At 66.9% G+C, this 21,355-nt stretch carries 21 protein-coding genes and 1 tRNA gene; 16 read left to right on the forward strand and 6 right to left on the reverse strand.

Annotation, left to right across the window (positions count from 1 at the left end; all coding sequences use genetic code 11):
• The 3 genes from mutY to mutM form a co-directional block, all read right to left on the reverse strand.
• A complete protein-coding gene (mutY, locus tag M2282_RS22045; protein ID WP_280810899.1) occupies nucleotides 1-1,038 on the reverse strand; it encodes an A/G-specific adenine glycosylase in 1,038 nt (345 codons plus the stop codon).
• Nucleotides 1,039-1,075: 37 nt separating this feature from the next.
• Nucleotides 1,076-3,037 carry a dynamin family protein gene (locus tag M2282_RS22050; protein ID WP_280810900.1) on the reverse strand — a complete coding sequence of 654 codons (1,962 nt, stop codon included), beginning with the start codon at nucleotides 3,035-3,037 and terminating at the stop codon, nucleotides 1,076-1,078.
• Between the two features lie 88 nt (nucleotides 3,038-3,125).
• Nucleotides 3,126-3,938 (reverse strand): bifunctional DNA-formamidopyrimidine glycosylase/DNA-(apurinic or apyrimidinic site) lyase, encoded by an 813-nt coding sequence (gene mutM, locus M2282_RS22055; RefSeq protein WP_280810901.1) that lies wholly within the window; start codon nucleotides 3,936-3,938, stop codon nucleotides 3,126-3,128.
• Nucleotides 3,939-4,008: 70 nt separating this feature from the next.
• Between mutM and M2282_RS22060 the strand changes: the two genes are divergently transcribed.
• The 8 genes from M2282_RS22060 (at nucleotide 4,009) to M2282_RS22095 (ending at nucleotide 10,552) form a co-directional block, all read left to right on the forward strand.
• Nucleotides 4,009-5,856, forward strand: a complete 1,848-nt coding sequence (locus M2282_RS22060; RefSeq protein WP_280810902.1) for a tetratricopeptide repeat protein — start codon at nucleotides 4,009-4,011, stop codon at nucleotides 5,854-5,856.
• Between the two features lie 140 nt (nucleotides 5,857-5,996).
• Nucleotides 5,997-6,374, forward strand: a complete 378-nt coding sequence (locus tag M2282_RS22065) for a lipoprotein insertase outer membrane protein LolB (protein WP_280810903.1) — start codon at nucleotides 5,997-5,999, stop codon at nucleotides 6,372-6,374.
• A complete protein-coding gene (gene ispE, locus M2282_RS22070; RefSeq protein ID WP_280810904.1) occupies nucleotides 6,371-7,252 on the forward strand; it encodes a 4-(cytidine 5'-diphospho)-2-C-methyl-D-erythritol kinase in 882 nt (293 codons plus the stop codon). Before M2282_RS22065 ends, ispE begins: the two co-directional genes overlap by 4 nt.
• 70 nt (nucleotides 7,253-7,322) lie before the next feature.
• Nucleotides 7,323-7,399, forward strand: a tRNA-Gln gene (locus tag M2282_RS22075).
• A gap of 174 nt (nucleotides 7,400-7,573) precedes the next feature.
• On the forward strand, nucleotides 7,574-8,548 hold the full coding sequence (locus M2282_RS22080) for a ribose-phosphate pyrophosphokinase (protein ID WP_280810905.1): 975 nt from the start codon (nucleotides 7,574-7,576) through the stop codon (nucleotides 8,546-8,548).
• An 87-nt stretch (nucleotides 8,549-8,635) separates the two neighbouring features.
• Entirely contained in the window at nucleotides 8,636-9,307 is a 672-nt protein-coding gene (locus tag M2282_RS22085; protein WP_280810906.1) for a 50S ribosomal protein L25/general stress protein Ctc, read from the forward strand.
• Between the two features lie 73 nt (nucleotides 9,308-9,380).
• Nucleotides 9,381-10,013 (forward strand): aminoacyl-tRNA hydrolase, encoded by a 633-nt coding sequence (gene pth / locus M2282_RS22090; RefSeq protein ID WP_280810907.1) that lies wholly within the window; start codon nucleotides 9,381-9,383, stop codon nucleotides 10,011-10,013.
• A gap of 35 nt (nucleotides 10,014-10,048) precedes the next feature.
• Complete coding sequence (locus tag M2282_RS22095) at nucleotides 10,049-10,552, forward strand: hypothetical protein (RefSeq protein ID WP_280810908.1); 504 nt, start codon at nucleotides 10,049-10,051, stop codon at nucleotides 10,550-10,552.
• Here the strand turns inward: M2282_RS22095 and M2282_RS22100 are convergent.
• Entirely contained in the window at nucleotides 10,538-10,819 is a 282-nt protein-coding gene (locus M2282_RS22100) for a YfhL family 4Fe-4S dicluster ferredoxin (RefSeq protein WP_280810909.1), read from the reverse strand. The two genes, M2282_RS22095 and M2282_RS22100, sit on opposite strands and share 15 nt — an antisense overlap.
• A gap of 104 nt (nucleotides 10,820-10,923) precedes the next feature.
• On the opposite strand from M2282_RS22100, the gene M2282_RS22105 reads away from it, so the two are divergent.
• From M2282_RS22105 to M2282_RS22135, 7 genes are all read left to right on the forward strand, one after another.
• Nucleotides 10,924-11,874 carry an ABC transporter permease gene (locus M2282_RS22105; RefSeq protein WP_280810910.1) on the forward strand — a complete coding sequence of 317 codons (951 nt, stop codon included), beginning with the start codon at nucleotides 10,924-10,926 and terminating at the stop codon, nucleotides 11,872-11,874.
• Nucleotides 11,871-12,746 (forward strand): ABC transporter permease, encoded by an 876-nt coding sequence (locus M2282_RS22110; RefSeq protein WP_280810911.1) that lies wholly within the window; start codon nucleotides 11,871-11,873, stop codon nucleotides 12,744-12,746. The genes M2282_RS22105 and M2282_RS22110 overlap by 4 nt, the downstream gene beginning before the upstream one ends.
• A gap of 6 nt (nucleotides 12,747-12,752) precedes the next feature.
• A complete protein-coding gene (locus M2282_RS22115) occupies nucleotides 12,753-13,742 on the forward strand; it encodes an ABC transporter ATP-binding protein (RefSeq protein ID WP_280810912.1) in 990 nt (329 codons plus the stop codon).
• A complete protein-coding gene (locus tag M2282_RS22120) occupies nucleotides 13,739-14,569 on the forward strand; it encodes an ATP-binding cassette domain-containing protein (protein WP_280810913.1) in 831 nt (276 codons plus the stop codon). The genes M2282_RS22115 and M2282_RS22120 overlap by 4 nt, the downstream gene beginning before the upstream one ends.
• Nucleotides 14,570-14,687: 118 nt before the next feature.
• A complete protein-coding gene (locus M2282_RS22125) occupies nucleotides 14,688-16,181 on the forward strand; it encodes an ABC transporter substrate-binding protein (RefSeq protein ID WP_280810914.1) in 1,494 nt (497 codons plus the stop codon).
• Nucleotides 16,182-16,402: 221 nt separating this feature from the next.
• A complete protein-coding gene (locus M2282_RS22130) occupies nucleotides 16,403-17,890 on the forward strand; it encodes an ABC transporter substrate-binding protein (protein ID WP_280810915.1) in 1,488 nt (495 codons plus the stop codon).
• Between the two features lie 8 nt (nucleotides 17,891-17,898).
• Nucleotides 17,899-19,317 (forward strand): amidase, encoded by a 1,419-nt coding sequence (locus tag M2282_RS22135; RefSeq protein WP_432422926.1) that lies wholly within the window; start codon nucleotides 17,899-17,901, stop codon nucleotides 19,315-19,317.
• Here the strand turns inward: M2282_RS22135 and M2282_RS22140 are convergent.
• Nucleotides 19,302-19,928, reverse strand: a complete 627-nt coding sequence (locus M2282_RS22140) for a YitT family protein (protein WP_280810917.1) — start codon at nucleotides 19,926-19,928, stop codon at nucleotides 19,302-19,304. The genes M2282_RS22135 and M2282_RS22140 overlap by 16 nt on opposite strands.
• Nucleotides 19,929-19,966: 38 nt before the next feature.
• A complete protein-coding gene (locus M2282_RS22145; protein WP_280810918.1) occupies nucleotides 19,967-20,839 on the reverse strand; it encodes a LysR family transcriptional regulator in 873 nt (290 codons plus the stop codon).
• A 110-nt stretch (nucleotides 20,840-20,949) separates the two neighbouring features.
• On the opposite strand from M2282_RS22145, the gene M2282_RS22150 reads away from it, so the two are divergent.
• Complete coding sequence (locus tag M2282_RS22150) at nucleotides 20,950-21,348, forward strand: tautomerase family protein (RefSeq protein WP_280810919.1); 399 nt, start codon at nucleotides 20,950-20,952, stop codon at nucleotides 21,346-21,348.
• Nucleotides 21,349-21,355 lie beyond the last annotated feature (7 nt).

Here is a 21,355-nt window from a genome sequence, read left to right on the forward strand (position 1 = left end):
TCAGGCGGCGCTGCCGTTCTCCAGCAGCTTGCGCACCGGCGCGGGCAGTCCCAGTCGGCCCCACTCTTCGGTTTCGACCCAGCGTGCGACATCGCCCTGGGGCTGCACGCCTTCCAGCAGCACCGGGTGCAGGTGCAGGTCCTTGTGGGTCAGCACATGGACGAAGGGCGGAAGGTCTTGTGCGCCGGGCTGTTCGGCGGATGGCAGCGCCGCAAGCAGCTCGTCGCGGCTGTCGAACACCGGCAGGCAATAGAGACCGGCCCAGATGCCCTTGGCCGGCCGCCTCTCCAGCCAGACACGCCCTTGCGCATCGCGCGCCAGCAGCACCCACAGCGATTGCGCACTGCGCTTGAGCTTGCGGGTCTTGACGGGATAGCGCTCCGGCGATCCTTCGCGCAAGGCCACGCAGCTCTTGTTGACGGGGCAGATCATGCAGCTTGGCTTGCGCGGCAGGCAGACGGTGGCGCCGAGGTCCATCACCCCCTGCGTGTAGCTCGCGATCGCTTCACGCTCTTCGGCGGGAGGAAGGAGTTGCGTCGCCTGATCCCACAGCGCGCGCTCCTGCGCAGACGAAGACATGTCGCCGCCGAAACCGAGCACGCGCGTCAGCACGCGCTTCACGTTGCCATCGAGGATCGCCACGCGCTCGCCGAAGCAGAACGCCGCAATCGCCGCAGCGGTGGAACGCCCGATTCCCGGCAAGGTCACGAGCTCCACCGCGGTGTGCGGAAACTCTCCGCCGAACCGCTCGACGACCTCCTGCGCGCAGCGGTGCATGTTGCGCGCGCGGCTGTAGTAGCCGAGGCCGCTCCAGAGCCCGAAGACTTCGTCCTCGGTGCCCGCGGCCAGCGCCTTCACGTCGGGAAAGCGTTCGAGAAAGCGCGCGAAGTAGCCGAGCACCGTCGACACCTGCGTCTGCTGGAGCATCACCTCCGACAGCCAGACGCGGTACGGGTCACGGGTGTTCTGCCACGGCAGCTCGCTGCGCCCGTGGCTGCGCTGCCAGCTGACGATCTGCGCGGCGAAATCCGGCGGCATCTGCTGCGAACCCGTTGCCGCCGCACAAGCGGAACGCTCAGGCCGCACGCAACTCGCTGACGGCGGCCACGGCCTGCGGCTTGCCCTGCTGCGTGATCAGCGAAGTGAATTCACGCAGGCGGGCGTGCAGCTCGGCCAGATTGGTTTCCTGCGCGGCCAGTTCGAGCAGCCGTTCGTCGAGGTTGCCCGCCGCGCTCTGGATGCGCTCGATCGCCTCGATGCGCTTGCTGAAGTTGCGGCGGCGCTCCTTGAGCTGCGCATCGATCTGCGCGCTCGCGCCCTTGCTCCAGCGCTCGACCTCGGTCATCGCGGCTTCGTTGACCAGGCGCAGGCGGCTGGCCAACGCGCGAACCAGCTTGTCGCAGAAATCGGCCTGCGCGAGCTTCAGCAGGTTGCCCACGCCCAGGTAATGGATGTGGCTGCGCTCGATCTGGCTGAGTTCCTGCTCGAAGCCGGTGAGGTCGGGTTCGGCAGGCGCCTGCAGGGTGAAGCCCTGCTCGGCGTTGAGCTGGCGGAAGGTGGCGTGCAGCATCGACTGGATCTCGGCCGTCGTCGCCTGCACTTCGCGCAGGTTGTTGCGCAGCGAATCGAAGGTCTCGCCGTACACCTTGCGCACGTTGAGCTTGATGCCGGGGCGCTTGAGCGCGGCCGACAGCCGCACCATGTCGGCCTTGAGCGCGGTGCGGCCCAGCACGGCATACACCTCGCGCAGCAGCTTGCCTTGCACCGAGCGCAGCGCCAGGATGCGGGTGTTGCTGCCTTCGAACTCGGCATGTTCCTGGTCGATGCGCGAGCGCATGTGGCGGATCACCGAGACGTTCTTGCCGCGCAGCCCCTGCAGCTCGAGCGCTTGCTCGGACAGGTCGCGCTGGCGCACTTTCAGGATGCGTTCGGCCTCGGTGCGCAGCGCGGTCATGCCCGCATCGACGGCCAGGCGAAGCATGGTCTCGCGCTTGCCGAGCACGCCTTCGCCCAGCAGGGCTTCGAGTGCGGGCAGGCGGCTCGCTTCGAGCAGGCGGGGGTCGTGCTGGATCTTGGCCTGCAGGCCCTTCTGCGCGGACACCGGCAGCACCTGCGCGAGCGGCACTTCGAGCAGCCGGGCCGCGCTGTCGCGCTGGCGCTCGATCTGCGCCTCGATCTGCGCATGGGTGCTCAGCGAGTCCCACATCGTGTCGATCTTGTTGAGCACGACGAAGCGCGTGTCGCCGCCTTCGTCCTCGGTGATCAGGTGTTCGCGCCAGATCGACAGGTCGGAACGGGTCACGCCCGTCTCGGCGCCCAGGATGAAGACCACGGCATGCGCCTGCGGGATCAGGCTCACCGTCAGCTCGGGCTCGGCGCCGATCGCGTTCAGGCCGGGGGTGTCGAGAATCACCAGCCCCTGCTCGAGCAAGGGGTGCGGCATGTTCAGCACGGCATGGCGCCAGCGCGGGATTTCGACGCGGCCTTCGGCGTCCTGCACGGGGTTGTCGTCGGGCGTCTCAGGGTTCCAGAAGCCGAGCGCGCGGGCCTCGTCCTTGCTCACCCAGCGGACTTCGGCCACCTTGCCCATCGCCTGGGCCAACTGCTCGGCGTTGCCGACCTCGATCGGGATCTCGGTCCAGCGGGTCGATTTCTCGCGCCAGTGGGTCAGCGAATGCGGCTCCAGGCGGGTTTCGATCGGCAGCAGCCGCAGCTTGGGCGCGATGGCGGGGTCGTAGCCCAGCTCGGTCGGGCACATCGTGGTCCGCCCCGCGCTCGCGGGCATGATGCGGCGCCCGTAGTCGGCAAAGAAGATCGCATTGATCAGCTCCGACTTGCCGCGTGAGAACTCGGCCACGAACGCGACCATCACCTTGCTGGTGCGGATCTGCAGTTCGAGCCCCCGCAAGCGCTCGGCCACGGCCTGGTCGAGCAGCTCGTTCTCGGTCAGCCAGCGGGACAGCCACTGCAGCCGGTGGGCGAAGTTGCTTCGCCACGCACCGTGCTGATCGAGTTGTTGGTTGAAAGAGCGGCTCAAGGGAAATATGTAAGAAAGAGCTTACAAATATAGCATCGCAAACAGCGCAGCGGTTGTTTGCAGGGTATTCAATCGCAAGCCAAGCCCGCTACTTCTGACAATTGGGGCAAAAATAAGTGGAGCGCTGCCCCTGTCGCACCTGCCGGATCGGCGTTGCACAAACCCGACACGGCTCGCCGGCCCGGCCATAAACGGTGGCTTCGAGCTGGAAATAGCCGTTCTGCCCGTCCACGTTGGAGAAGTCGCGCAGGGTGCTGCCGCCCTTTTCGACCGCCCGAGCCAGTATTTCGCGCACCGCCGCATGGAGCCTGGCCGCCCGCGGCCGGCTGATGCGCGCGGCCGACAGCGTCGGGCGGATGCCTGCCTGGAACAGCGCCTCGGACGCATAGATGTTGCCCACCCCCACCACCACGTCGCCCGCCAGCAGCACCTGCTTGACCGCCGTCTTGCGCTTGCGCAGGCCCGCGTGGAAGGCATCGAGGTCGAAGGCATCCCCCAGCGGCTCCATGCCCAGGCCGCCGAGCAGCTTGATGGCCCAGGGCGCGGCCTCGTCGTCCACGTAGACCACGGCGCCGAAGCGGCGTGGATCGTTCAGTCTCAAGGTGCCGCGGTCTGTGACGAGGTCGAAGTGATCGTGCGTGCCGGGCGGCGGCAGCGCCGCGTCGAAGCGCAGGCTGCCCGACATGCCCAGGTGCAGCAGCAGCAGGCCCCGGTCCAGGTCGATCAGCAGGTACTTGCCGCGCCGCCGCACCTCGCGCACGTGCCGCCCGACCAATGCCTCGGGCAACACCATCAGAGCCCAGCGCAACGGTTTTCCGATGCGCACGGCATCGATGCGCGCGCCGGCGATGCGGTCGGCAAAACCGCGGCGGGTGACTTCGACTTCGGGTAGCTCAGGCATGAAAGTAAAACTCCGGCGAAGACGAAGCCCCACGCGTCGCTCATTCAAAAGCCTCGATTATCATGATTCGATGATTCCATCGCCCCGCCGACACCGCCTTGCGGCGGCCGCGTCTCTCGTGCTGCTGGCTTGCGCGGCCCACGCGCAAACCTCCGATCCCGCCGCCCCCAACAGCCCGGCGCCCATCATCGAGCGCAATGCGCCGCCGAGGCCCGCCGTCCGGCCCCGGGCCGCCGCCCCGAAGCCCGCGAGCGAACCCGCGCCGCAGCCGTCGGCGCTGACCGCCGACCTGTTCTACGAAATCCTGATGGGCGAGATGACCGCCCGTTCGGGCGACCCTGGCTCCGGCTATGCGCTGGTGCTCGACGCGGCCCGCCGGCTGCGCGACGGAAAGCTGTTCCAGCGGGCGGTCGAGATCGCGCTGCAGTCGCGCTCCGGCGACGCCGCGCTGGCGGCAGCCCGCGCATGGCAGGAATCCCTGCCCACGTCGCGCGATGCACGGCGCATCGAACTGCAGATCCTGATCGCGTTGAACCGCATCGGCGAGACGGTCGAGCCGCTGCGCGCCGAAGTGGCAGCCACCTCACAGATCGAGCGTCCGCTGCTGATGGCGGTGATTGCGCGCAACTACTCGCGCGCCACTGACAAGAAGCTGGCCGCTTCGGTGGTCGAGCGGGCGCTGGTCGATGAGCTCAAGAGCCCGACCACCGGCGGCTTGGCCTGGGCCACCGTGGGCCGGCTGCGCCTCAATGCCGGGGACAACGCTGGCGCCCTGGAGGCCGCGCGCAAGGGCCAGGAAATCGATCCGGCTTCCGACGCCCCGCCCGCGCTGGCGCTCGAGCTGGTCGACCCCAACCAGCCGCTGGCCGAGCCGATCGTCACACGCTACCTCGCCACCAACACCAAGGCCACGCCCGACCTGCGCATCGCCTATTCGCGCGTGCTGGTCGAGAACCGCCGCTTCGCCGATGCCCAGGCCCAGCTGCAGGCGCTCACCGCCTCGCGGCCCGAACTCGCGGAGCCCTGGCTGCTGCTCGGCAGCCTGCAGATGCAGGCCAAGCAGGACAGCGCGGCGGAGACGTCCCTCAAGCGCTACATCGAACTCTCCTCCAGCCAGAACAACAAGGACGCCGACGCGGCCGATCGCAAACGCGGCGTGACGCAGGCCTACCTCGCCCTGTCGCAACTGGCGGAACGGCGCAAGGACCTCCCCGGCGCGGAACGCTGGCTCTCGCGCATCGACAGCACCGAGGACCTGACCATCGCCCAGACCCGCCGCGCAGGCCTGCTGGCACGCCAGGGCAAGCTGCCCCAGGCCCGCGAAGTCATCCGCGCCCTGCCGGAGCGCACGGCCGACGACAAGAAGCAGAAATTCCTCGCCGAAGTGCAACTGCTGCGCGACGCCAAGCAATACCAGGCCGCCTACGACATGCTGGCACAGGCTTCCACGGCCGCGCCCGATGACGGCGACCTGGTCTACGACCAGGCGATGGTGGCCGAGAAGCTGAACCGCCTCGACGACATGGAGCGACTGCTGCGCCGGCTGATCCAGCTCAAGCCAGAGAGCCAGAACGCCTACAACGCCCTGGGCTACTCGTTCGCGGATCGCAAAATCCGGCTCGACGAAGCCCGCACGCTGATCCGCAAGGCCGTGCAGCTGGCACCGGAAGACCCGTTCATCGCTGACAGCCTGGGCTGGGTCGAGTTCCGGCTCGGCAACACGGCCGAGGCGATCCGCATCCTCGAAGCGGCTTACAAGACCCGGCCCGATCCCGAGATCGGCGCGCACTTCGGCGAAGTGCTGTGGAGTACCGGCCAGAAAGATCGCGCAGTGACGATCTGGAAAGAGGCGCTGCTGAGCGACGCGGAAAACGAGACGCTGCAGGAAACGCTCAAGCGCCTGCGCGTCAAGCCGTGACCGTGCTCGTCTCCGGACCGCAAGCCGGCCGCCGTGCGTTTCTGTCGGCGGGCGGGGCAACTCTTCTTTCGATAGCAGGCTGCGCCCAGCTGACAGGTGGCTCTTCCACGCCGCGGAGCTCGGACAGCTGGAGCGGCCGGATGTCGCTGCGCATCGACAGCGAGCCGGTCCAAACCTTCGCCGCGCTCTTCGAGCTGCGCGGCTCGGCCGATACGGGCGACCTCACGCTGACGACGCCAATCGGCAGCACCCTGGCCCAGTTGCACTGGGCGCCGGGCGAGGCCCTGCTGAAGAACGGCAGCGAGACCCGCCGCTACGACTCGGTCGATGCGCTGATCGAAGCCGCGACCGGTGCGGCGATCCCGGTCGGCGCGCTGTTCGGCTGGCTCGCCGGGCGCAACGAAAGCGTGCCCGGCTGGCGCCCCGACCTGGGCCAGCTCGCGAACGGGCGCCTCCAGGCCACCCGCGAATCCCCGAGCCCCCGGGCGGACCTGCGCATCGTGTTCGAGCGGTCATGAAGGCCCTCTACGACCTTCCCGCACCGGCCAAGCTCAACCTGTTCCTGCATATCACCGGCCGGCGCGACGACGGGTACCACCTGCTGCAGTCGGTCTTCATGCTGATCGACTGGTGCGACACGCTGCACGTCGAGCTGCGGCGCGACGGCCAGCTGACCCGCGAAGACCTGACCACCGAACTGCCTCCCGACGACCTGATCCTGCGCGCGGCCCGGGCGCTCCAGGTGCACGCGGCGCCAGGCTTGGGCGCACATATCGGCGTCGCGAAGCATGTCCCGGCGCAGGCGGGCATGGGCGGCGGTTCATCGGACGCCGCCACGTGCCTGCTGGCACTCAACCGCCTGTGGAACCTGAACCTGCCGTTGTCACGGCTCACGCAAATCGGACTGAAACTGGGCGCCGACGTGCCCTTCTTCCTCGGCGGACACCACGCATGGGTCGAGGGCATCGGCGAGGAAATCACGCCCGTCACCCTGCCGTCGGCACGGTTCGCCGTGGTCAAGCCCACCGAAGGATTGGATACCCGCCTAATTTTTTCTGCGGATGACCTTGAACGCTCAACTCCTGTTGCTATAATCTCGGGCTTTGCTGCAGATAGCGAACAGCTTGAAGCCCGGAACCTAGATAACAAGGTTTTCGACTTCGGCCACAACGACCTGCAGCCGGTTGCCCAGCGACTTTGCCCCGCGGTCACCGATGCCATCGAATGGCTCGGCGCCCAAGGATTGAAGGCCCGGATGACCGGCTCCGGAAGTTCGGTGTTCGCAAAATTGCCGCAAGGGCCGCATGAAGCGGAACTGGTCGAAGCCCCCGCGGGCTGGCAGGTTCGTCAATGCAGCAACCTGGCTGTTCATCCTCTGGTAGGTTGGGCAGCCTGAAAATGGTCAGATCGTTTTTGCGGTCCGACGCGACATATATCGGTTGATGGTGCAAACCATCGACCCGTGTAGGGGAGTCGCCAAGCTGGTTAAGGCACTGGATTTTGATTCCAGCATGCAAAGGTTCGAATCCTTTCTCCCCTGCCAAACCTATTGAAACTGCGGGCTAACCCCCGCAGTACCTTTGAAACTGCGGCCCGATGGCCGCAGTGTTTCTTCTGCAGCACACCCGCTGCAATAATCGGCGGCCCACCAGCCGCCACGACTCAAAACCTTTTGGCGGCTTCCTCAAAGCCAATTTCGCACTGCCGGGACGCGCTCATGCAGGCTAATCACCCTGACTTCATGGTTTTCACCGGCAACGCCAATCCTGGCCTCGCCGCAGAAATCGCGCACAACCTCGGCACCTCGCTGGGCGCCGCACGCGTCGGCCGCTTCTCCGATGGAGAAGTCACTGTCGAAATCAACCAGAACGTCCGTGCACGCGACGTGTTCGTGGTGCAGCCCACCTGCGCACCGACCAACGAAAACCTGATGGAACTGCTGATCATGGTCGACGCGCTCAAGCGCGCCTCGGCCGAGCGGATCAGCGCCGTGATTCCCTACTTCGGCTACGCCCGCCAGGACCGCCGCCCGCGTTCGAGCCGCGTGCCGATCTCGGCCAAGGTGGTGGCCAACCTGCTGGAAACCGTCGGCGTCGAGCGCGTGCTCACGATGGACCTGCACGCCGACCAGATCCAGGGCTTCTTCGACATCCCGGTCGACAACATCTACGCCTCGCCGGTCCTCTTGGGCGATCTGCGTGCCAAGAACTACGAAGACCTGATCGTGGTCTCGCCCGACGTCGGCGGCGTGGTGCGTGCCCGTGCGCTGGCCAAGCAACTGAACTGCGACCTCGCCATCATCGACAAGCGCCGCCCGAAGGCGAACGTCAGCGAAGTCATGAACGTGATCGGCGAGATCGACGGCCGCAACTGCGTGATCATGGACGACATGATCGACACGGCCGGCACGCTGGTCAAAGCGGCCGAAGTGCTGAAAGAGCGCGGTGCCAAGAGCGTCTACGCCTACTGCACGCACCCGATCTTCTCGGGCCCGGCCATCGAGCGCATCACCAAGGGCTCGGCCCTCGATGAAGTGGTCGTGACCAACACCATTCCTCTTTCCGATGCGGCCCTCGCATGCGGAAAGGTCCGCCAGCTCTCCGTGGCACCGCTGATCGCCGAAACGATCCAGCGCATTGCCAAGGGCGAGTCGGTGATGAGTTTGTTCTCGGACCAGGACAACCTGTTCTGACCTGAGAGCCAAAGAGCGGGCTTCCTTCCGGAAGCCTTTTTGAACCGGAGTCGCACTGGTCGCGGTGGACTCTCACAGGAGCCAGTTATGAAATTCGTCGCTTTTGAGCGCGCCAAGCAGGGTACGGGTGCGAGCCGCCGTCTCCGCGTTTCGGGCAAGACGCCCGGTATCGTCTATGGTGGTGAAGGCCTGCAGCCCCAGCTGATCGAAATCGATCACAACGCGCTGTGGCACGCCCTCAAGAAGGAAGCCTTCCACTCGTCGATCCTCGAAATGGAACTCGGCGGCGCCACCAGCAAAGTGCTGCTGCGCGACGTGCAGTACCACCCGTTCCGCCAGCTGGTGCAACACATCGACTTCCAGCGCGTGGATGCCAAGACCCGCCTGCACATGAAGGTGCCGCTCCACTTCAAGGGTGAAGAAGAGTCCGAAGCCGTCAAGACCGCGCACAACCTGGTGAACCACGTGATCACCGAGCTGGAAATCAGCTGCCTGCCGTCCGACCTGCCCGAGTTCATCGAAGTGGACCTCTCCGGTCTCACGAAGAACGCCACGCTGCACGTCAACGACATCAAGCTGCCCAAGGGCGTGAAGTTCGTGAGCCACGGCAAGACGAACCCCGTGATCGTGTCGGCCGTGCCGCCGCTGGTCGCCGAAGAGCCGGCACCTGCCGCCGAAGGCGCAGCTGCCGAAGGCGCCGCACCGGCTGCCGGTGGCAAGCCTGCCGCCAAGACGGCCAAGCCCGCCGCGAAGAAGTAATTCTTCCCGTCCCCTGCAAAAGGCCCGCCTCGTGCGGGCCTTTTGCTTTGGGGGCGGCGAGATAATTCCCGCCATGATCAAGCTGTTCGTCGGCCTCGGAAACCCGGGCCCTGAGTACGAAGCCACGCGCCACAACGCCGGCTTCTGGTGGATCGACGCCCTCGCGCGCGACTGGAAACTCAACCTCGTGCCCGAGCGCGGCTACCACGGCCTCGCGGCGCGCGCCAGCATCGGCGGCCAGAGCATCTGGCTGCTGGAGCCGCAGACCTTCATGAACCTTTCGGGCAAATCGGTGGCCGCGCTCGCGCGCTTCTTCAAGATCGCGCCGGACGAAATCCTCGTCGTCCACGACGAGCTCGACGTGGTGCCCGGCCAAGCCAAGCTCAAGTTCGGCGGCAGCCATGCGGGCCACAACGGCCTGCGCGACATCCACGCGCAGCTGGGCACCGGCGACTACTGGCGACTTCGCCTGGGCATCGGGCACCCCGGCGTGAAGTCGGAGGTCGTCAACTGGGTGCTCAAGAAACCGCTCAAGGAGCAACGCGAAGCCATCGACGATGCGATCGTCCGCACGCTGCACGCCACGCCGGCGCTCATCGCCGGCGAGATGGAGAAAGCGACCTTGCTGATTCACACGAGCAAACCGCCCCGGCCCAAACCGCCGCGGCGGGAGCCCGGCGACGGGGGCACGCCTGCCGCCACCTAGCCGGCAACCGGAGCGCAGGAGGGAGAGGAATAAAAATGAAGGCGAGAAGAAGAGAAAAGAGGGTGGGGAAATTCGGACTGGCTGTATTTTTAATAGCGGCCTGCGCGTATTCCAACGGCGTGGCGGCCCAGGATTCCGCAAAGACCTGGCGATGCGGCAGCACCTACTCGGACCGCCCCTGCGAGGGCGGCAAGACGGTGAAGGTGGACGATCCCCGCAGCGATGCGGACCGCCGGGCCGCCGAAGCCGGTGCGCGGAACAACAGCAAGCAGGCCGAGCAGATGGAGCGCTCTCGCCTGTCGCAGGAAAAAGCGGCCTACGACCGCGATCGCCAAGCGGCCCGTGAAGCAAGGAGCGCCGCAATGGCAGAGCGGCGCATGGCCTTGGCGGAGCAACAGGCCCGGGAACGCGCCACAAAGGCAGCCGGCGACCCGCGCAAGTCCACCATGAGCTTCAGCAGTGGAGCAGGTGGCAAATCGGCCGGCGATGCGCCAGCGAAGAAAAAGAAGCGGAAGCCCCGCGACTCAGACGCCGGCTGACGGCGAAACCGCCGTCACCTTGATCGCCGTGAGGCGCTGGTACTTCTGCATCAGCGTCTCGCGGCTTTCCACATGCTCGGGGTTCAGCGGGATGCAGGCCACCGGGCAGATCTGCACGCACTGCGGCTCGTCGAAGTGGCCGACGCATTCGGTGCACTTGTGCGGATCGATCTCGTAGTACTCCGCGCCCATGTAGATCGCATCGTTCGGGCACTCGGGCTCGCAGACATCGCAGTTGATGCATTCGTCGGTGATCATGAGGGCCATCCCCCGATTATCGACGGACCGGGCGGCCGGGCCATCTTGTGAATGACAAAGGCCACATTCACGGCACACTTGTTGCAGTAGTCAGTTATGCTGCGCCCCGCCCCATGAGCCTGTTTCTATTCAAGCGCCTCGCCACGTTGATCGGCACGTTGATCGGCGCTTCGGTCATCGTCTTCCTCGTCCTGGAGATCCTGCCCGGCAACGCCGCGCAGATGCTCATGGGCCCCGACGCGTCGCCCGACGCCGTCGCCGCCCTGGCCGCCAAGTTGGGCCTCGACCAGCCCGCCTGGACGCGCTACTGGCACTGGATCGGAGGTCTCCTCACCGGCAATCTCGGCGACAGCTACGCCTACAGCTCGCCGGTGCTCGACCTGATCCTCGAACGCCTCGCGCTCACCGTGCCGCTCGCGCTGCTGGCGATGGCCTTTACCGTGGTCATCGCGCTGCTGGTGGGCGTGACCGCCGCTGCTCGCCATAACAAGCTGGGCGACGTGGGCCTCATGGGCATGGCGCAGGTCGGCATCGCGATCCCGAATTTCTGGTTCGCGATCATGCTGATCCTGGTGTTCTCGGTGCAGTTGCAGTGGTTCTCGGCCGGTGGCTTCGAGGGTTGGGGCGAGGGCATCTTCGCGGGGCTCAAGTCGCTGCTGCTGCCGGCGCTGTCGCTGGCGGTGGTGCAGGCGGCGATCCTCGCGCGCATCACGCGTTCGGCCGTGCTCGAGGTGATGCGCGAGGACTTCGTTCGCACCGCACGCGCCAAGGGCGTGTCGCAGCGCATGGTGCTGTGGACCCACGTGCTGCGCAACGCGATGATCCCGGTCATCACCGTGATGGGCATGCAGTTTTCCGAGCTCTTGGCTGGCACCATCGTCGTGGAGAACGTTTTCTATCTGCCTGGTCTGGGCCGGCTCATCTTCCAGGCCATCAGCAACCGCGACCTGATCGTGGTGCGCAACTGCGTGATGCTGCTCGCGGCGCTCGTGGTCATCGTGAACTTCGTGGTCGACGTGCTCTATGCCGTGATCGACCCGCGCATCAAGGCGAGCGACATATGAGCACCGTCGTCGCTCCAAGCGCAGCCGCGCTCACCGTGCCGGGCTTCTGGCGCCGCGCGCTGCAGCACCGCAGCTTCGTGATCGGCGGCGTGCTCACGCTGCTGCTCCTGCTGGCCGCCGCCCTCTCGCTCGTCTGGACGCCCTGGTCGCCCTACGAAATGGACATGGCCAACAAGCTCAAGCCCCCGACGGGCTCGCACTGGCTGGGCACCGACACCTACGGGCGCGACGTGGCCTCGCTGCTGCTGGTGGGCGCACGCGCTTCCATCCTGGTGGGCGTGATCGCGGTCGGCATCGGCCTCGTGGTCGGCACCGCGCTCGGACTGCTCGCCGCGGCGAAGCGCGGCTGGGTCGAGGAAGCCATCATGCGGCTCACCGACTTCTCGCTCGCCTTCCCCGCCATCCTCTCGGCGATCATGATGACGGCCGTGTTCGGCGCCGGCATCGTCAACGCCATCGTCGCCATCGGCATCTACAACATCCCGACCTTCGCGCGCATCACGCGTGCATCGGCCAATGCGATCTGGTCGCGTGAATACATCGCCGCCGCGCGCGCCTGTGGCAAGGGGCCGTTCTCGATCACGATGCAGCACGTGCTGCCCAACATCTCGGCCGTGCTGATCGTGCAGATCACCATCCGCTTCGCCATCGCGATCCTCGCCGAAGCCGCCCTCTCCTACCTCGGCCTCGGCACGCAGCCGCCGCAGCCGTCGTGGGGCCGCATGCTGAGCGAAGCGCAAACGATGACGTTCCAGTCGCCCCTGCTCGCCGTGTTCCCCGGCATGGCCATCGCGATGGCGGTGCTGGGCCTGAACCTGCTGGGCGACGGCCTGCGCGACCTGCTCGACCCGCGCCTTGCGCGCGCAAGGTAAAGCGACATGCCCCTTCTCCAAGTCAAGGACCTGCACATCGAACTGCAGACGCAGCGCGGCCCCGCCGAGGCCGTGCGCGGCATTTCCTTCTCGCTGGAGCGCGGCGAAACGCTGGGCATCGTGGGCGAATCGGGCTGCGGCAAGTCGATCACCGTGATGTCGCTCATGGGCCTCCTGCCATCGAACGCGAAGGTCACCGGCAGCATCCGCTTCGACGACACCGAGCTCGTCGGCCGCGACGAAAAGGACATGTGCCAGATCCGCGGCAACCGCATCGGCATGATCTTCCAGGAGCCGATGACGGCGCTAAACCCGGTGCACACCATCGTGCGCCAGGTCGGCGAGCCGCTGCGGCTGCACCGCGGGCTCTCGAAGGCCGAAGCGCGCAAGGAAGTGCTGGCGCTGCTCGAACGCGTGGGCATTCCGGATGCGGCCTCGCGGCTCGATGCCTATCCGCACCAGTTCTCGGGCGGCCAGCGCCAGCGCATCGGCATCGCCATGGCGCTGGCCTGCGGCCCCGACCTGCTGATTGCCGACGAGCCGACCACAGCGCTCGACGTCACGATCCAGAAGCAGATCCTCGAGCTCATCCAGAGCCTGGTGGAAGAGCGCGGCATGGCGTTGATCCTGATCTCGCACGACCTCGGCGTGATCGCGCAGACCGTCTCGAAGATGCTGGTGATGTACGGCGGCAGCGTGGTCGAGAGCGGCCCGACCGAAGCCGTGTTCGCGCGCCGCGCCCATCCCTACACGCAGGGCCTGTTCGCCGCCCGCCCGGCACTCGGTGCGCCGCGCGGCGTGCGCCTGGCCACCATCCGCGGCAGCGTGCCCGAACTGGTCGACCTGCCGAGGGGCTGTCCGTTCGCTGGCCGCTGCAGCTACACGATCGACGCCTGCCAGACGACGCGGCCGCCGGCCACGATGCTGCCGCAGGACCACGCGGTGCGCTGCATCCGGCTGGAAGAAATCGCGACGCAGGTCGCCGTTGCCTCATGAGTGAATCCGCCCTCGCCCAGCCACTGCTGGAGGTGACCGACCTCGTGCGCCACTACGACCTGCCGCGCGAAAAACTCTTTGCACCGCCGCCGACCGTCAAGGCACTCAACGGCGTGAGCTTCAAGGTCGAAGCCGGCCGCAGCCTTGGCATCGTCGGCGAATCGGGTTCGGGCAAGTCGACCATCGCGCGCCTCGTGATGGCGCTCGACACGCCGACTTCGGGCAGCGTGAAGCTGCTCGGGCGCGACCTGCACACGCTGCCCAGGAGCGAACTGCGCACTGCACGACGCGATTTCCAGATGGTCTTTCAGGACCCGTACGGCTCACTCGATCCGCGCCAGACCGTCGCGCGCATCGTCGCCGAGCCGCTCGAAGCATTGGCAGAAGCATCGCGCAAGGAACAGCGCGAGCGTGCCGCCGAATCGCTCGCTGCCGTCGGCCTGCGTACCACCGACATGGACAAGTACCCGCACGAGTTCTCTGGCGGTCAGCGCCAACGCATCGCCATCGCACGTGCGCTCATCACACGTCCCAAGCTCATCGTCGCCGACGAACCCGTCAGCGCGCTCGATGTGTCCGTGCAGGCCCAGGTGCTCAACCTCATGCAGGACCTGCAACAGCAGTTCGGCGTGAGCTACCTGCTCATCAGCCACGACCTTGCAGTGGTCAACCACCTGTGCGACGACGTGTGCGTGGTGTGGAAGGGCCTGATCGTCGAACGGGGCCCGCCCGGCGAGCTGTTCCGCAACGCGCAGCACCCGTACACGCGCACGCTGCTCGACGCGGTGCCGCGCACGCCCACCGGCGGCACGCTGCTCGCTGCCTGACACCGAAGCGTCGCCGGCGCTTCGTAGGATGAGTGGGTCATAAGCATCTGGTTGCGCGGAGGTACCCGTCTCGCGGATGATGCTTGCCCCTTCCCGAGGTCACCGAGGACACAGCTTCATGCTCAAACGACGCACCCTGCTCGCCACCGGCGCCGCAGCCCTGACACCGCTCGCGCTGCCGCTCGACGCTTTCGCGCAAAGGAAGAAAGACGCGCTGGTGATCGGCCTCACGCTGGAGCCCACGGGGCTGGATCCGACTGCCAAGGCCGGCGCGGAGATTTCCGAGGTGGTGCTCTACAACATCTTCGAAACGCTCACCAAGATCAACTCCGACGGCAGCGTCACGCCGCTGCTCGCCGACAGCTGGGACATCTCGCCCGACCTGAAGACCTACACCTTCAAGCTCAAGCGCGGCGTGAAGTTCCAGAACGGCGAGCCCTTCAGCGCGAACACCGTGAAGTTCTCGTTCGACCGCGCGGCCGCGGCCAACAGCACCAACAAGGACAAGCGCACCTTCGCCAACATCGCCACGCAGGTGGTCGACGAGCACACCGTGGTGCTGATCAACAAGGAGATCGAGCCCGACCTGCTGTTCCTGCTCGGGCAGGCATCGGCCATTGTGGTGGAGCCGAAGACGGTGGAAACCAACGCCACCAAGCCGGTCGGCACCGGCCCCTACCGCCTGGACAACTGGGCCAAGGGCTCGACCATCGTGCTCGCCAAGTGGGACGGCTATCGCCACGCCGATGCCGTGCAGATCCGCAAGGTGAGCTTCCGCTTCATCTCGGAGCCGGCCGCGCAGACCACCGCGCTGCTCTCGGGCGACGTGGACCTGTTCCCGCATGCCTCGGTGTCGCGCAGCCTTCCGCAGTTCCAGAACGACAAGCGCTTCCAGGTGGTGTTCAACGCCTCGCGTGGCAAGACCATCCTGGCGATCAACAACAAGCGCAAGCCGCTGGACGACGTGCGCGTGCGCCGCGCGATCTCCGTGGCCATTGACCGCAAGGCCGTCATCGAAGCAGCGGTGGACGGCCGCGGCATTCCGATCGGCAGCCACTACGTGCCGGGCGCGCCAGGCTACATCGACACCACGGGCATCAACGCCTACGACGTGGAGAAGGCGAAGAAGCTCCTGGCCGAGGCCGGCGTGAAGACGCCGCTCGAACTCGATCTCGTGCTGCCGCCCCCGCCGTATGCGCGGCAGGGCGGCGAGCTCATCGCCGCGCAGCTCGCCAAGGTGGGCATCGTCGCGAAGATCCAGAACGTGGAGTGGGCGCAGTGGATGAGCGGCACCTACGGCAACAAGAACTACGACCTGTCGCTCATCCTGCACGTGGAGCCCTTCGACCTCGTGAACTACACCAAGCCCGAGTACTACTGGGGCTACCAGTCGGCGAAGTTCAACGAGGTGTTCGACAAGGCGCGGAATGCGCCGCGCGCGGCGGACCGGGCGCGATATCTGGGCGATGCACAGCGGCTGCTGGCCGAGGACGCGGCCAACGTGTTCCTGTTCCAGCCGCAGTTCATCACCGTGGCGTCGCGCAACCTGCGCGGACTCTGGAAGGACACGCCGATCTTCGTGAACGACATCGCCGCCCTGTACTGGGCCTAGCGCAAGCGCTTTCGCGGGCCCCGGCATCCGGGTACGTCCCGAGGAAAAACCGCTTCCGGGGCCCGTCGCCAGCCTGTCTGCTGCGAGAGAATGATCCGCTGCGCACGTGGCATCTTTCGTGCTGCATGCCTTGTCTTTCGCGGCGCTGCGCCTCCCTTCGGGGCAAGGCAGGCGCCCAAGCAGTCATTCGACCCCTGGCCGTTTTCCGGAGATACCCAAGTATGTTGAACCGTCGCACCCTCCTCACCACCGCCGGCGCCACCGTCGCACTGGCCACCCCGCTGGCCGGCATGGCCCAAGGGCGGAAGGACGCCATCGTGATCGGCATGGCGCTCGAACCGCCGGGCTTGGACCCGACGGCCGGCGCCGCCGCCGCGATCGCCGAGATCGTGCAGTACAACATCCTGGAAACGCTCACCAAGATCAACGCCGACGGCAGCGTCACGCCGCTCCTGGCCGAGAGCTGGGAGATTTCGCCCGACCTGAAGACCTACACCTTCAAGCTCCGGCGCGGCGTGAAGTTCCAGAACGGCGAGCCCTTCAACGCGGCCGCGGTCAAGTTCTCGTTCGACCGCGCCGGCGGCGAGAAGAGCACCAACAAGGACAAGCGCACCTTCGCCAACCTCACCACGCAAGCGGTGGACGACTACACCGTGGTCGTCATCAACAAGGAGATCGACCCCGACCTGCCCTTCGTTCTGGGCCAGGCCACGGCCGTGATCGTGGAGCCCAAGAGCGCCGAGGGCAACGCCACCAAGCCGGTCGGCACCGGCCCGTACAAGCTCGACGCCTGGGCCAAGGGCTCCTCGCTCACGCTGAGCAAGTGGGAGGGCTTCCGCAGCCCCGCCACCGCCAAGATCAACAAGGTGACCTTCCGCTTCATCGCCGACACCGCCGCGCAAGCCGCCGCGCTGATGGCGGGCGACGTGGACGTGTTCACCCGCATCGGCACCCGCGTGGTGCCGCAGTTCAAGGCGAACCCGCAGTTCCAGGTGATCCTGGCGGGCTCCCGCGCCAAGACCATCCTCTCGATCAACAACCAGAAGAAGCCGCTGGACGACGTGCGCGTGCGCCGCGCCATCCTCGCGGCCATCGACCGCAAGGCCGTGATCGAAGGTGCCGCCGACGGCCTGGGCGTGGCCATCGGCAGCCACTACGTGCCGGGCGCGGCGGGCTTCGTCGACACCACGGGCGTCAACCCCTTCGACATCGAGAAGGCCAAGAAGCTGCTCGCCGAAGCCGGCGTGAAGACGCCGCTCGAACTCAAGATGACGCTGCCGCCGCCGCCGTACGCGCGCCAGGGCGGCGAGGTGATCGTGGCCCAGCTCGCCAAGATCGGCATCGTGGTGAAGGTGCAGAACGTCGAGTGGGCGCAGTGGCTCAGCGGCACCTACGGCAACAAGGACTACGACCTGTCGATCATTTCGCACGTGGAGCCCTTCGACCTCGGCAACTACGCCAAGTCGGACTACTACTGGGGCTACCAGTCGAAGGCCTTCAACACGCTGTTCGACAAGATCAAGTCCACCGCCAATGCCGCCGAGCGCAACAAGCTGCTGGGCGATGCGCAGAAGATGCTGGCCACCGACGCGGCCAACGGCTTCCTGTACCAGCCGCAGTTCCCGACGATCGCCAAGAAGAACGTCAAGGGCCTCTGGAAGGAGAACCCGATCTTCGTGAACGACCTGTCCGCACTCTCGTGGGGATGAGCGGAACCGTGTCCGATGCCCCTTCGTTGAGCGACCTGTCGGCACAGGAACTCTCGGCCGCGTACCGCGACAAGCGTCTCTCGCCGGTCGAGGTCACGCAAGCCGTGATCGCGCAGATCGAGCGCTGGGAGCCGCACCTGCAGGCGACCTGGCTCTTCCGTCCCGAGGCCGCGCTCGAACAGGCGCGCGCTTCGGAAGCGCGCTGGCAGCGCGGCGATGCGCTCGGCCCGCTCGACGGCGTGCCGGCCACCATCAAGGAAAACATCGCCACGCGCGGTGACCCGATGCCCGCCGGCACGGCCGCCGTCGACCTGAAGCCCGCTGCCGCCGACGCACCACCGGCCGCGCGCCTGAAGGAAGCCGGCGCGGTGATCGTGAGCAAGACGACCATGCCGGACTACGGCATGTTGTCGTCGGGCCTCTCGAGCTTTCACACGCTCGCACGCAACCCGTGGGACCTGAGCAGGACACCTGGCGGCTCCAGCGCCGGTGCTGGCGCAGCAGCCGCGGCCGGCTATGGCCCGCTGCACCTGGGCACCGACATCGGCGGGTCGCTGCGGCTGCCCGCGAGCTGGTGCGGCATCTTCACGCTCAAGCCGAGTCTGGGCCGCATTCCGATCGATCCACCCTACATGGGCCGCGCCGCAGGGCCGATGACCCGCACCGTCGGCGATGCCGCGCTGATGATGCAGGCGCTCTCCAGGCCCGATGCGCGCGACAGCATGAGCCTGCCGGCGCAGGACATCGACTGGGCCGCCTTCGACGTATCGCCCGACCATCTGCGCGGGCTGCGCATCGGGCTGCTGCTCGATGCAGGCTGCGGCCTCGCGGTCGAGCCGGAGATCCAGACGGCCGTCGAACACGCCGCGCGCCTTTTCGAGAAGGCTGGCGCGATCGTCGAACCGATGCAGCCCTTCATGTCGCAAGCCATGCTCGACGGCATGGACCACCTGTGGCGCATGCGCTCGCTGGTGGACATGAAGGCCCTGCGCCCCGACCAGCGCGCCAAGGTGCTGCCCTACATCCGCGAATGGGCCGAGAGCGCCGCCGAATTCAGCGGCGAGCATGTGTTCCGCAGCTTCAGCCAGTTCCATGCAACGCGCGTGGCGGCGGTGCAGGCCTGCGCTCGCTTCGACTATGTGATCTCGCCCGTGTCGCCCAACATGCCCGCGGCTGCCGAGGCCCCTTCGCCGACCAACGACCCGCTGCGGGCGCTGGAGCACATCGGCTTCACGGTGCCGTTCAACATGTCGGAGCAACCGGCGTCGTCGGTGAACTGCGGTTATTCAGCGGGCGGCTTGCCTATCGGACTGCAGATTGCCGGACACCGGTTCGACGATCTCGGCGTGCTGCGCGTATCGCGTGCGTTCGAGCAGATTCGCGAGTTGCAGCGGCCTTGGCCTGTGGTGCCTCAGGTCGCCGCGTAGCGCCCCGGCTTGTGGTTGATCCACAAGAAAAGCCCCATCACCGCTGCGGCCAGCACCGACCACCCCACACGCTGCGGTGAAATCACGAACAGCGCGAGCAGCACCACCGTGCAGTCGATGCCGATCTGCACCTTGCCGGCGGGCCAGCCGCGCTTTTCCTGCAAGTACAGCGTCAGCACCGTCGCGCCGCCGAGGCTGGCGCGGTGGCGCGCGAGGAACAGGCAGCCCGTGCCCAGCAGCAAGCCTCCGAGCACCGCCGCAAAAGCCGGATGGAGTGAATCGATCGACAGGTAGCGCGGCGCCCAATCGGTCATCACCGAAAGCAAAGCGATCGCCGAGAAGGTCTTGAGCGTGAAGGCCCGGCCCATGTGCCGCCACGCGAACCAATAGAACGGCAGGTTCACCAGGAAGAACAACTTGCCGAAGCTCACGCCGGTCGCGTAGTGCAGGATGAACGCGATGCCCGCCGTGCCGCCCGTGAGCAGGCCCGCCTGGCCGAACAGCATCATGGCGATGGCGACGAACAGGGTGCCCGAAAAGATCGCCTGGGCGTCATCGAAACGGGAATGGCGCAGCAGATCCGGCAGATTGGTGGGTTGTGGCGCGTCCATGGCGGGAGCGATGCAAATCCCGCGCCACCCCGGCAGCTTCACACCAAGTGGGTGGCCAGCATCTCGCGGGCGCGGGTCACGAACGCCGTCTCGCCCCGGCGCCCGGGCAGGAACTGGAACGCCACCCGGGGCAACGCCGGCAGGCCGTGCGGCGGCGCCAGCCGGGTCACGCCTTCGCACACCGCGGATTCGTTCAGGCAAGCGACCCCCAGCCCCGCGGCCAGCGCCGACTGCAACCCGGCCACGCCCGACGCCACGTGAGCAAGCACATACGGCACACGCCGCCGCCGGAGCAGCGCCACGGTGAACTGGTGCAGCGAGCAGGTGTCCGGCAGCGCCAGCAGCCGCACCGGTTCGCCCCGCGCCACCCGCAGGCCGGTGGCGCCCAGCCACGCAAGCGATTCGCGCCGGATCAGCGAGGCCTTGGCGCCCTGTGCCGAGGATGACGACGAGGCACCCGCGATATCCATCGCCAGGCCGACGTCGAAGTCGCCGTGCGCATAGGCGGCCCGCAGCGCGTCGCTCTTCAGGATGCTCACGTTCAGGCGCACCTGCGGATAGCTTTCGCCCAGGCGCCCCAGCAGTTGCGTGAGATCGCCGGGACGAAAGTAGTCGGTCACGGCCAGCCGCAGCTCGCCCTGCAGCGTTTCGCCGTGCAGGTCACGAAACGCCTCGTCGCTGAGCGCGAGGATGCGCCGCGCATACGCCAGCAGCCGCGTGCCCGCCTCGGTGGGCGCGACACCGGCCTTGCTGCGCGTGAGCAGCGACTGCCCCGCCCGCTCCTCGAGCTTGCGCATCTGCTCGCTGACGGACGACTGCGAGAGAAACACGCGGGGCGCGGCGGCCGTGAGGCTGCCCGCGTCGATCACCGCGGCCAGGGTGCGAAGTTGTTCGAGGTCGAAGGTCTGCATGGCTCTATCCATCCGTTTAACCGATGGATTCCATCATATCTTCCCGCTTTTCCGATGACCATCGGAATCCCACAATCACCCCATCGTTCATTCATTCACAGGAGTCCACCATGCCCCACATCGTTGTCCACCTCTCCGGCGAGCCCGACGCGGCCCTCACCCGCAAGACCGTCGACGCCGTCGCCGAACTCACGCAGAGCGTGCTCGGCAAGCAGTTGCCGGTGATCGCCATCACCGTGCAGTACATCGCCGCCGACGCCTGGTTCATCGGCGGCCAGACGCTGGCGTCGCTGGGCAAGTCGGCCTTTCACCTGGACATCAGCATCACCGACGAGACCAACACCAAGGCCGAGAAGGCGCGCTACCTGCGCGAGGTGCATGCAGCCATGGCGAAGATCCGGTCCGACCTGCACGAGGTGTCGTACATCCACGTGATCGACGCGCGCGGCGCAGCCTACGGCTACGGCGGAAAGACCCAGGAGTACCGCCACCAGCAGGCCGGGGTTTGAAGGCTTT

Source organism: Variovorax boronicumulans, from assembly GCF_029892485.1.
Lineage (GTDB): Bacteria > Pseudomonadota > Gammaproteobacteria > Burkholderiales > Burkholderiaceae_C > Variovorax > Variovorax boronicumulans_B.

Coding starts and splice junctions, on each gene's coding strand:
- M2282_RS22115 (WP_280810912.1), top strand. CDS start 12,753: ATGCCCCTTCTCCAAGTCAAGGACCTGCACATCGAACTGCAGACGCAG.
- M2282_RS22120 (WP_280810913.1), top strand. CDS start 13,739: ATGAGTGAATCCGCCCTCGCCCAGCCACTGCTGGAGGTGACCGACCTC.
- M2282_RS22150 (WP_280810919.1), top strand. CDS start 20,950: ATGCCCCACATCGTTGTCCACCTCTCCGGCGAGCCCGACGCGGCCCTC.
- M2282_RS22100 (WP_280810909.1), bottom strand. CDS start 10,819: ATGGCCCTCATGATCACCGACGAATGCATCAACTGCGATGTCTGCGAG.
- M2282_RS22110 (WP_280810911.1), top strand. CDS start 11,871: ATGAGCACCGTCGTCGCTCCAAGCGCAGCCGCGCTCACCGTGCCGGGC.
- M2282_RS22065 (WP_280810903.1), top strand. CDS start 5,997: ATGTCGCTGCGCATCGACAGCGAGCCGGTCCAAACCTTCGCCGCGCTC.
- mutY (WP_280810899.1), bottom strand. CDS start 1,038: ATGCCGCCGGATTTCGCCGCGCAGATCGTCAGCTGGCAGCGCAGCCAC.
- M2282_RS22130 (WP_280810915.1), top strand. CDS start 16,403: ATGTTGAACCGTCGCACCCTCCTCACCACCGCCGGCGCCACCGTCGCA.
- M2282_RS22060 (WP_280810902.1), top strand. CDS start 4,009: ATGATTCCATCGCCCCGCCGACACCGCCTTGCGGCGGCCGCGTCTCTC.
- M2282_RS22145 (WP_280810918.1), bottom strand. CDS start 20,839: ATGCAGACCTTCGACCTCGAACAACTTCGCACCCTGGCCGCGGTGATC.
- M2282_RS22125 (WP_280810914.1), top strand. CDS start 14,688: ATGCTCAAACGACGCACCCTGCTCGCCACCGGCGCCGCAGCCCTGACA.
- M2282_RS22095 (WP_280810908.1), top strand. CDS start 10,049: ATGAAGGCGAGAAGAAGAGAAAAGAGGGTGGGGAAATTCGGACTGGCT.
- M2282_RS22085 (WP_280810906.1), top strand. CDS start 8,636: ATGAAATTCGTCGCTTTTGAGCGCGCCAAGCAGGGTACGGGTGCGAGC.
- M2282_RS22105 (WP_280810910.1), top strand. CDS start 10,924: ATGAGCCTGTTTCTATTCAAGCGCCTCGCCACGTTGATCGGCACGTTG.
- ispE (WP_280810904.1), top strand. CDS start 6,371: ATGAAGGCCCTCTACGACCTTCCCGCACCGGCCAAGCTCAACCTGTTC.
- M2282_RS22080 (WP_280810905.1), top strand. CDS start 7,574: ATGCAGGCTAATCACCCTGACTTCATGGTTTTCACCGGCAACGCCAAT.
- pth (WP_280810907.1), top strand. CDS start 9,381: ATGATCAAGCTGTTCGTCGGCCTCGGAAACCCGGGCCCTGAGTACGAA.
- M2282_RS22140 (WP_280810917.1), bottom strand. CDS start 19,928: ATGGACGCGCCACAACCCACCAATCTGCCGGATCTGCTGCGCCATTCC.
- mutM (WP_280810901.1), bottom strand. CDS start 3,938: ATGCCTGAGCTACCCGAAGTCGAAGTCACCCGCCGCGGTTTTGCCGAC.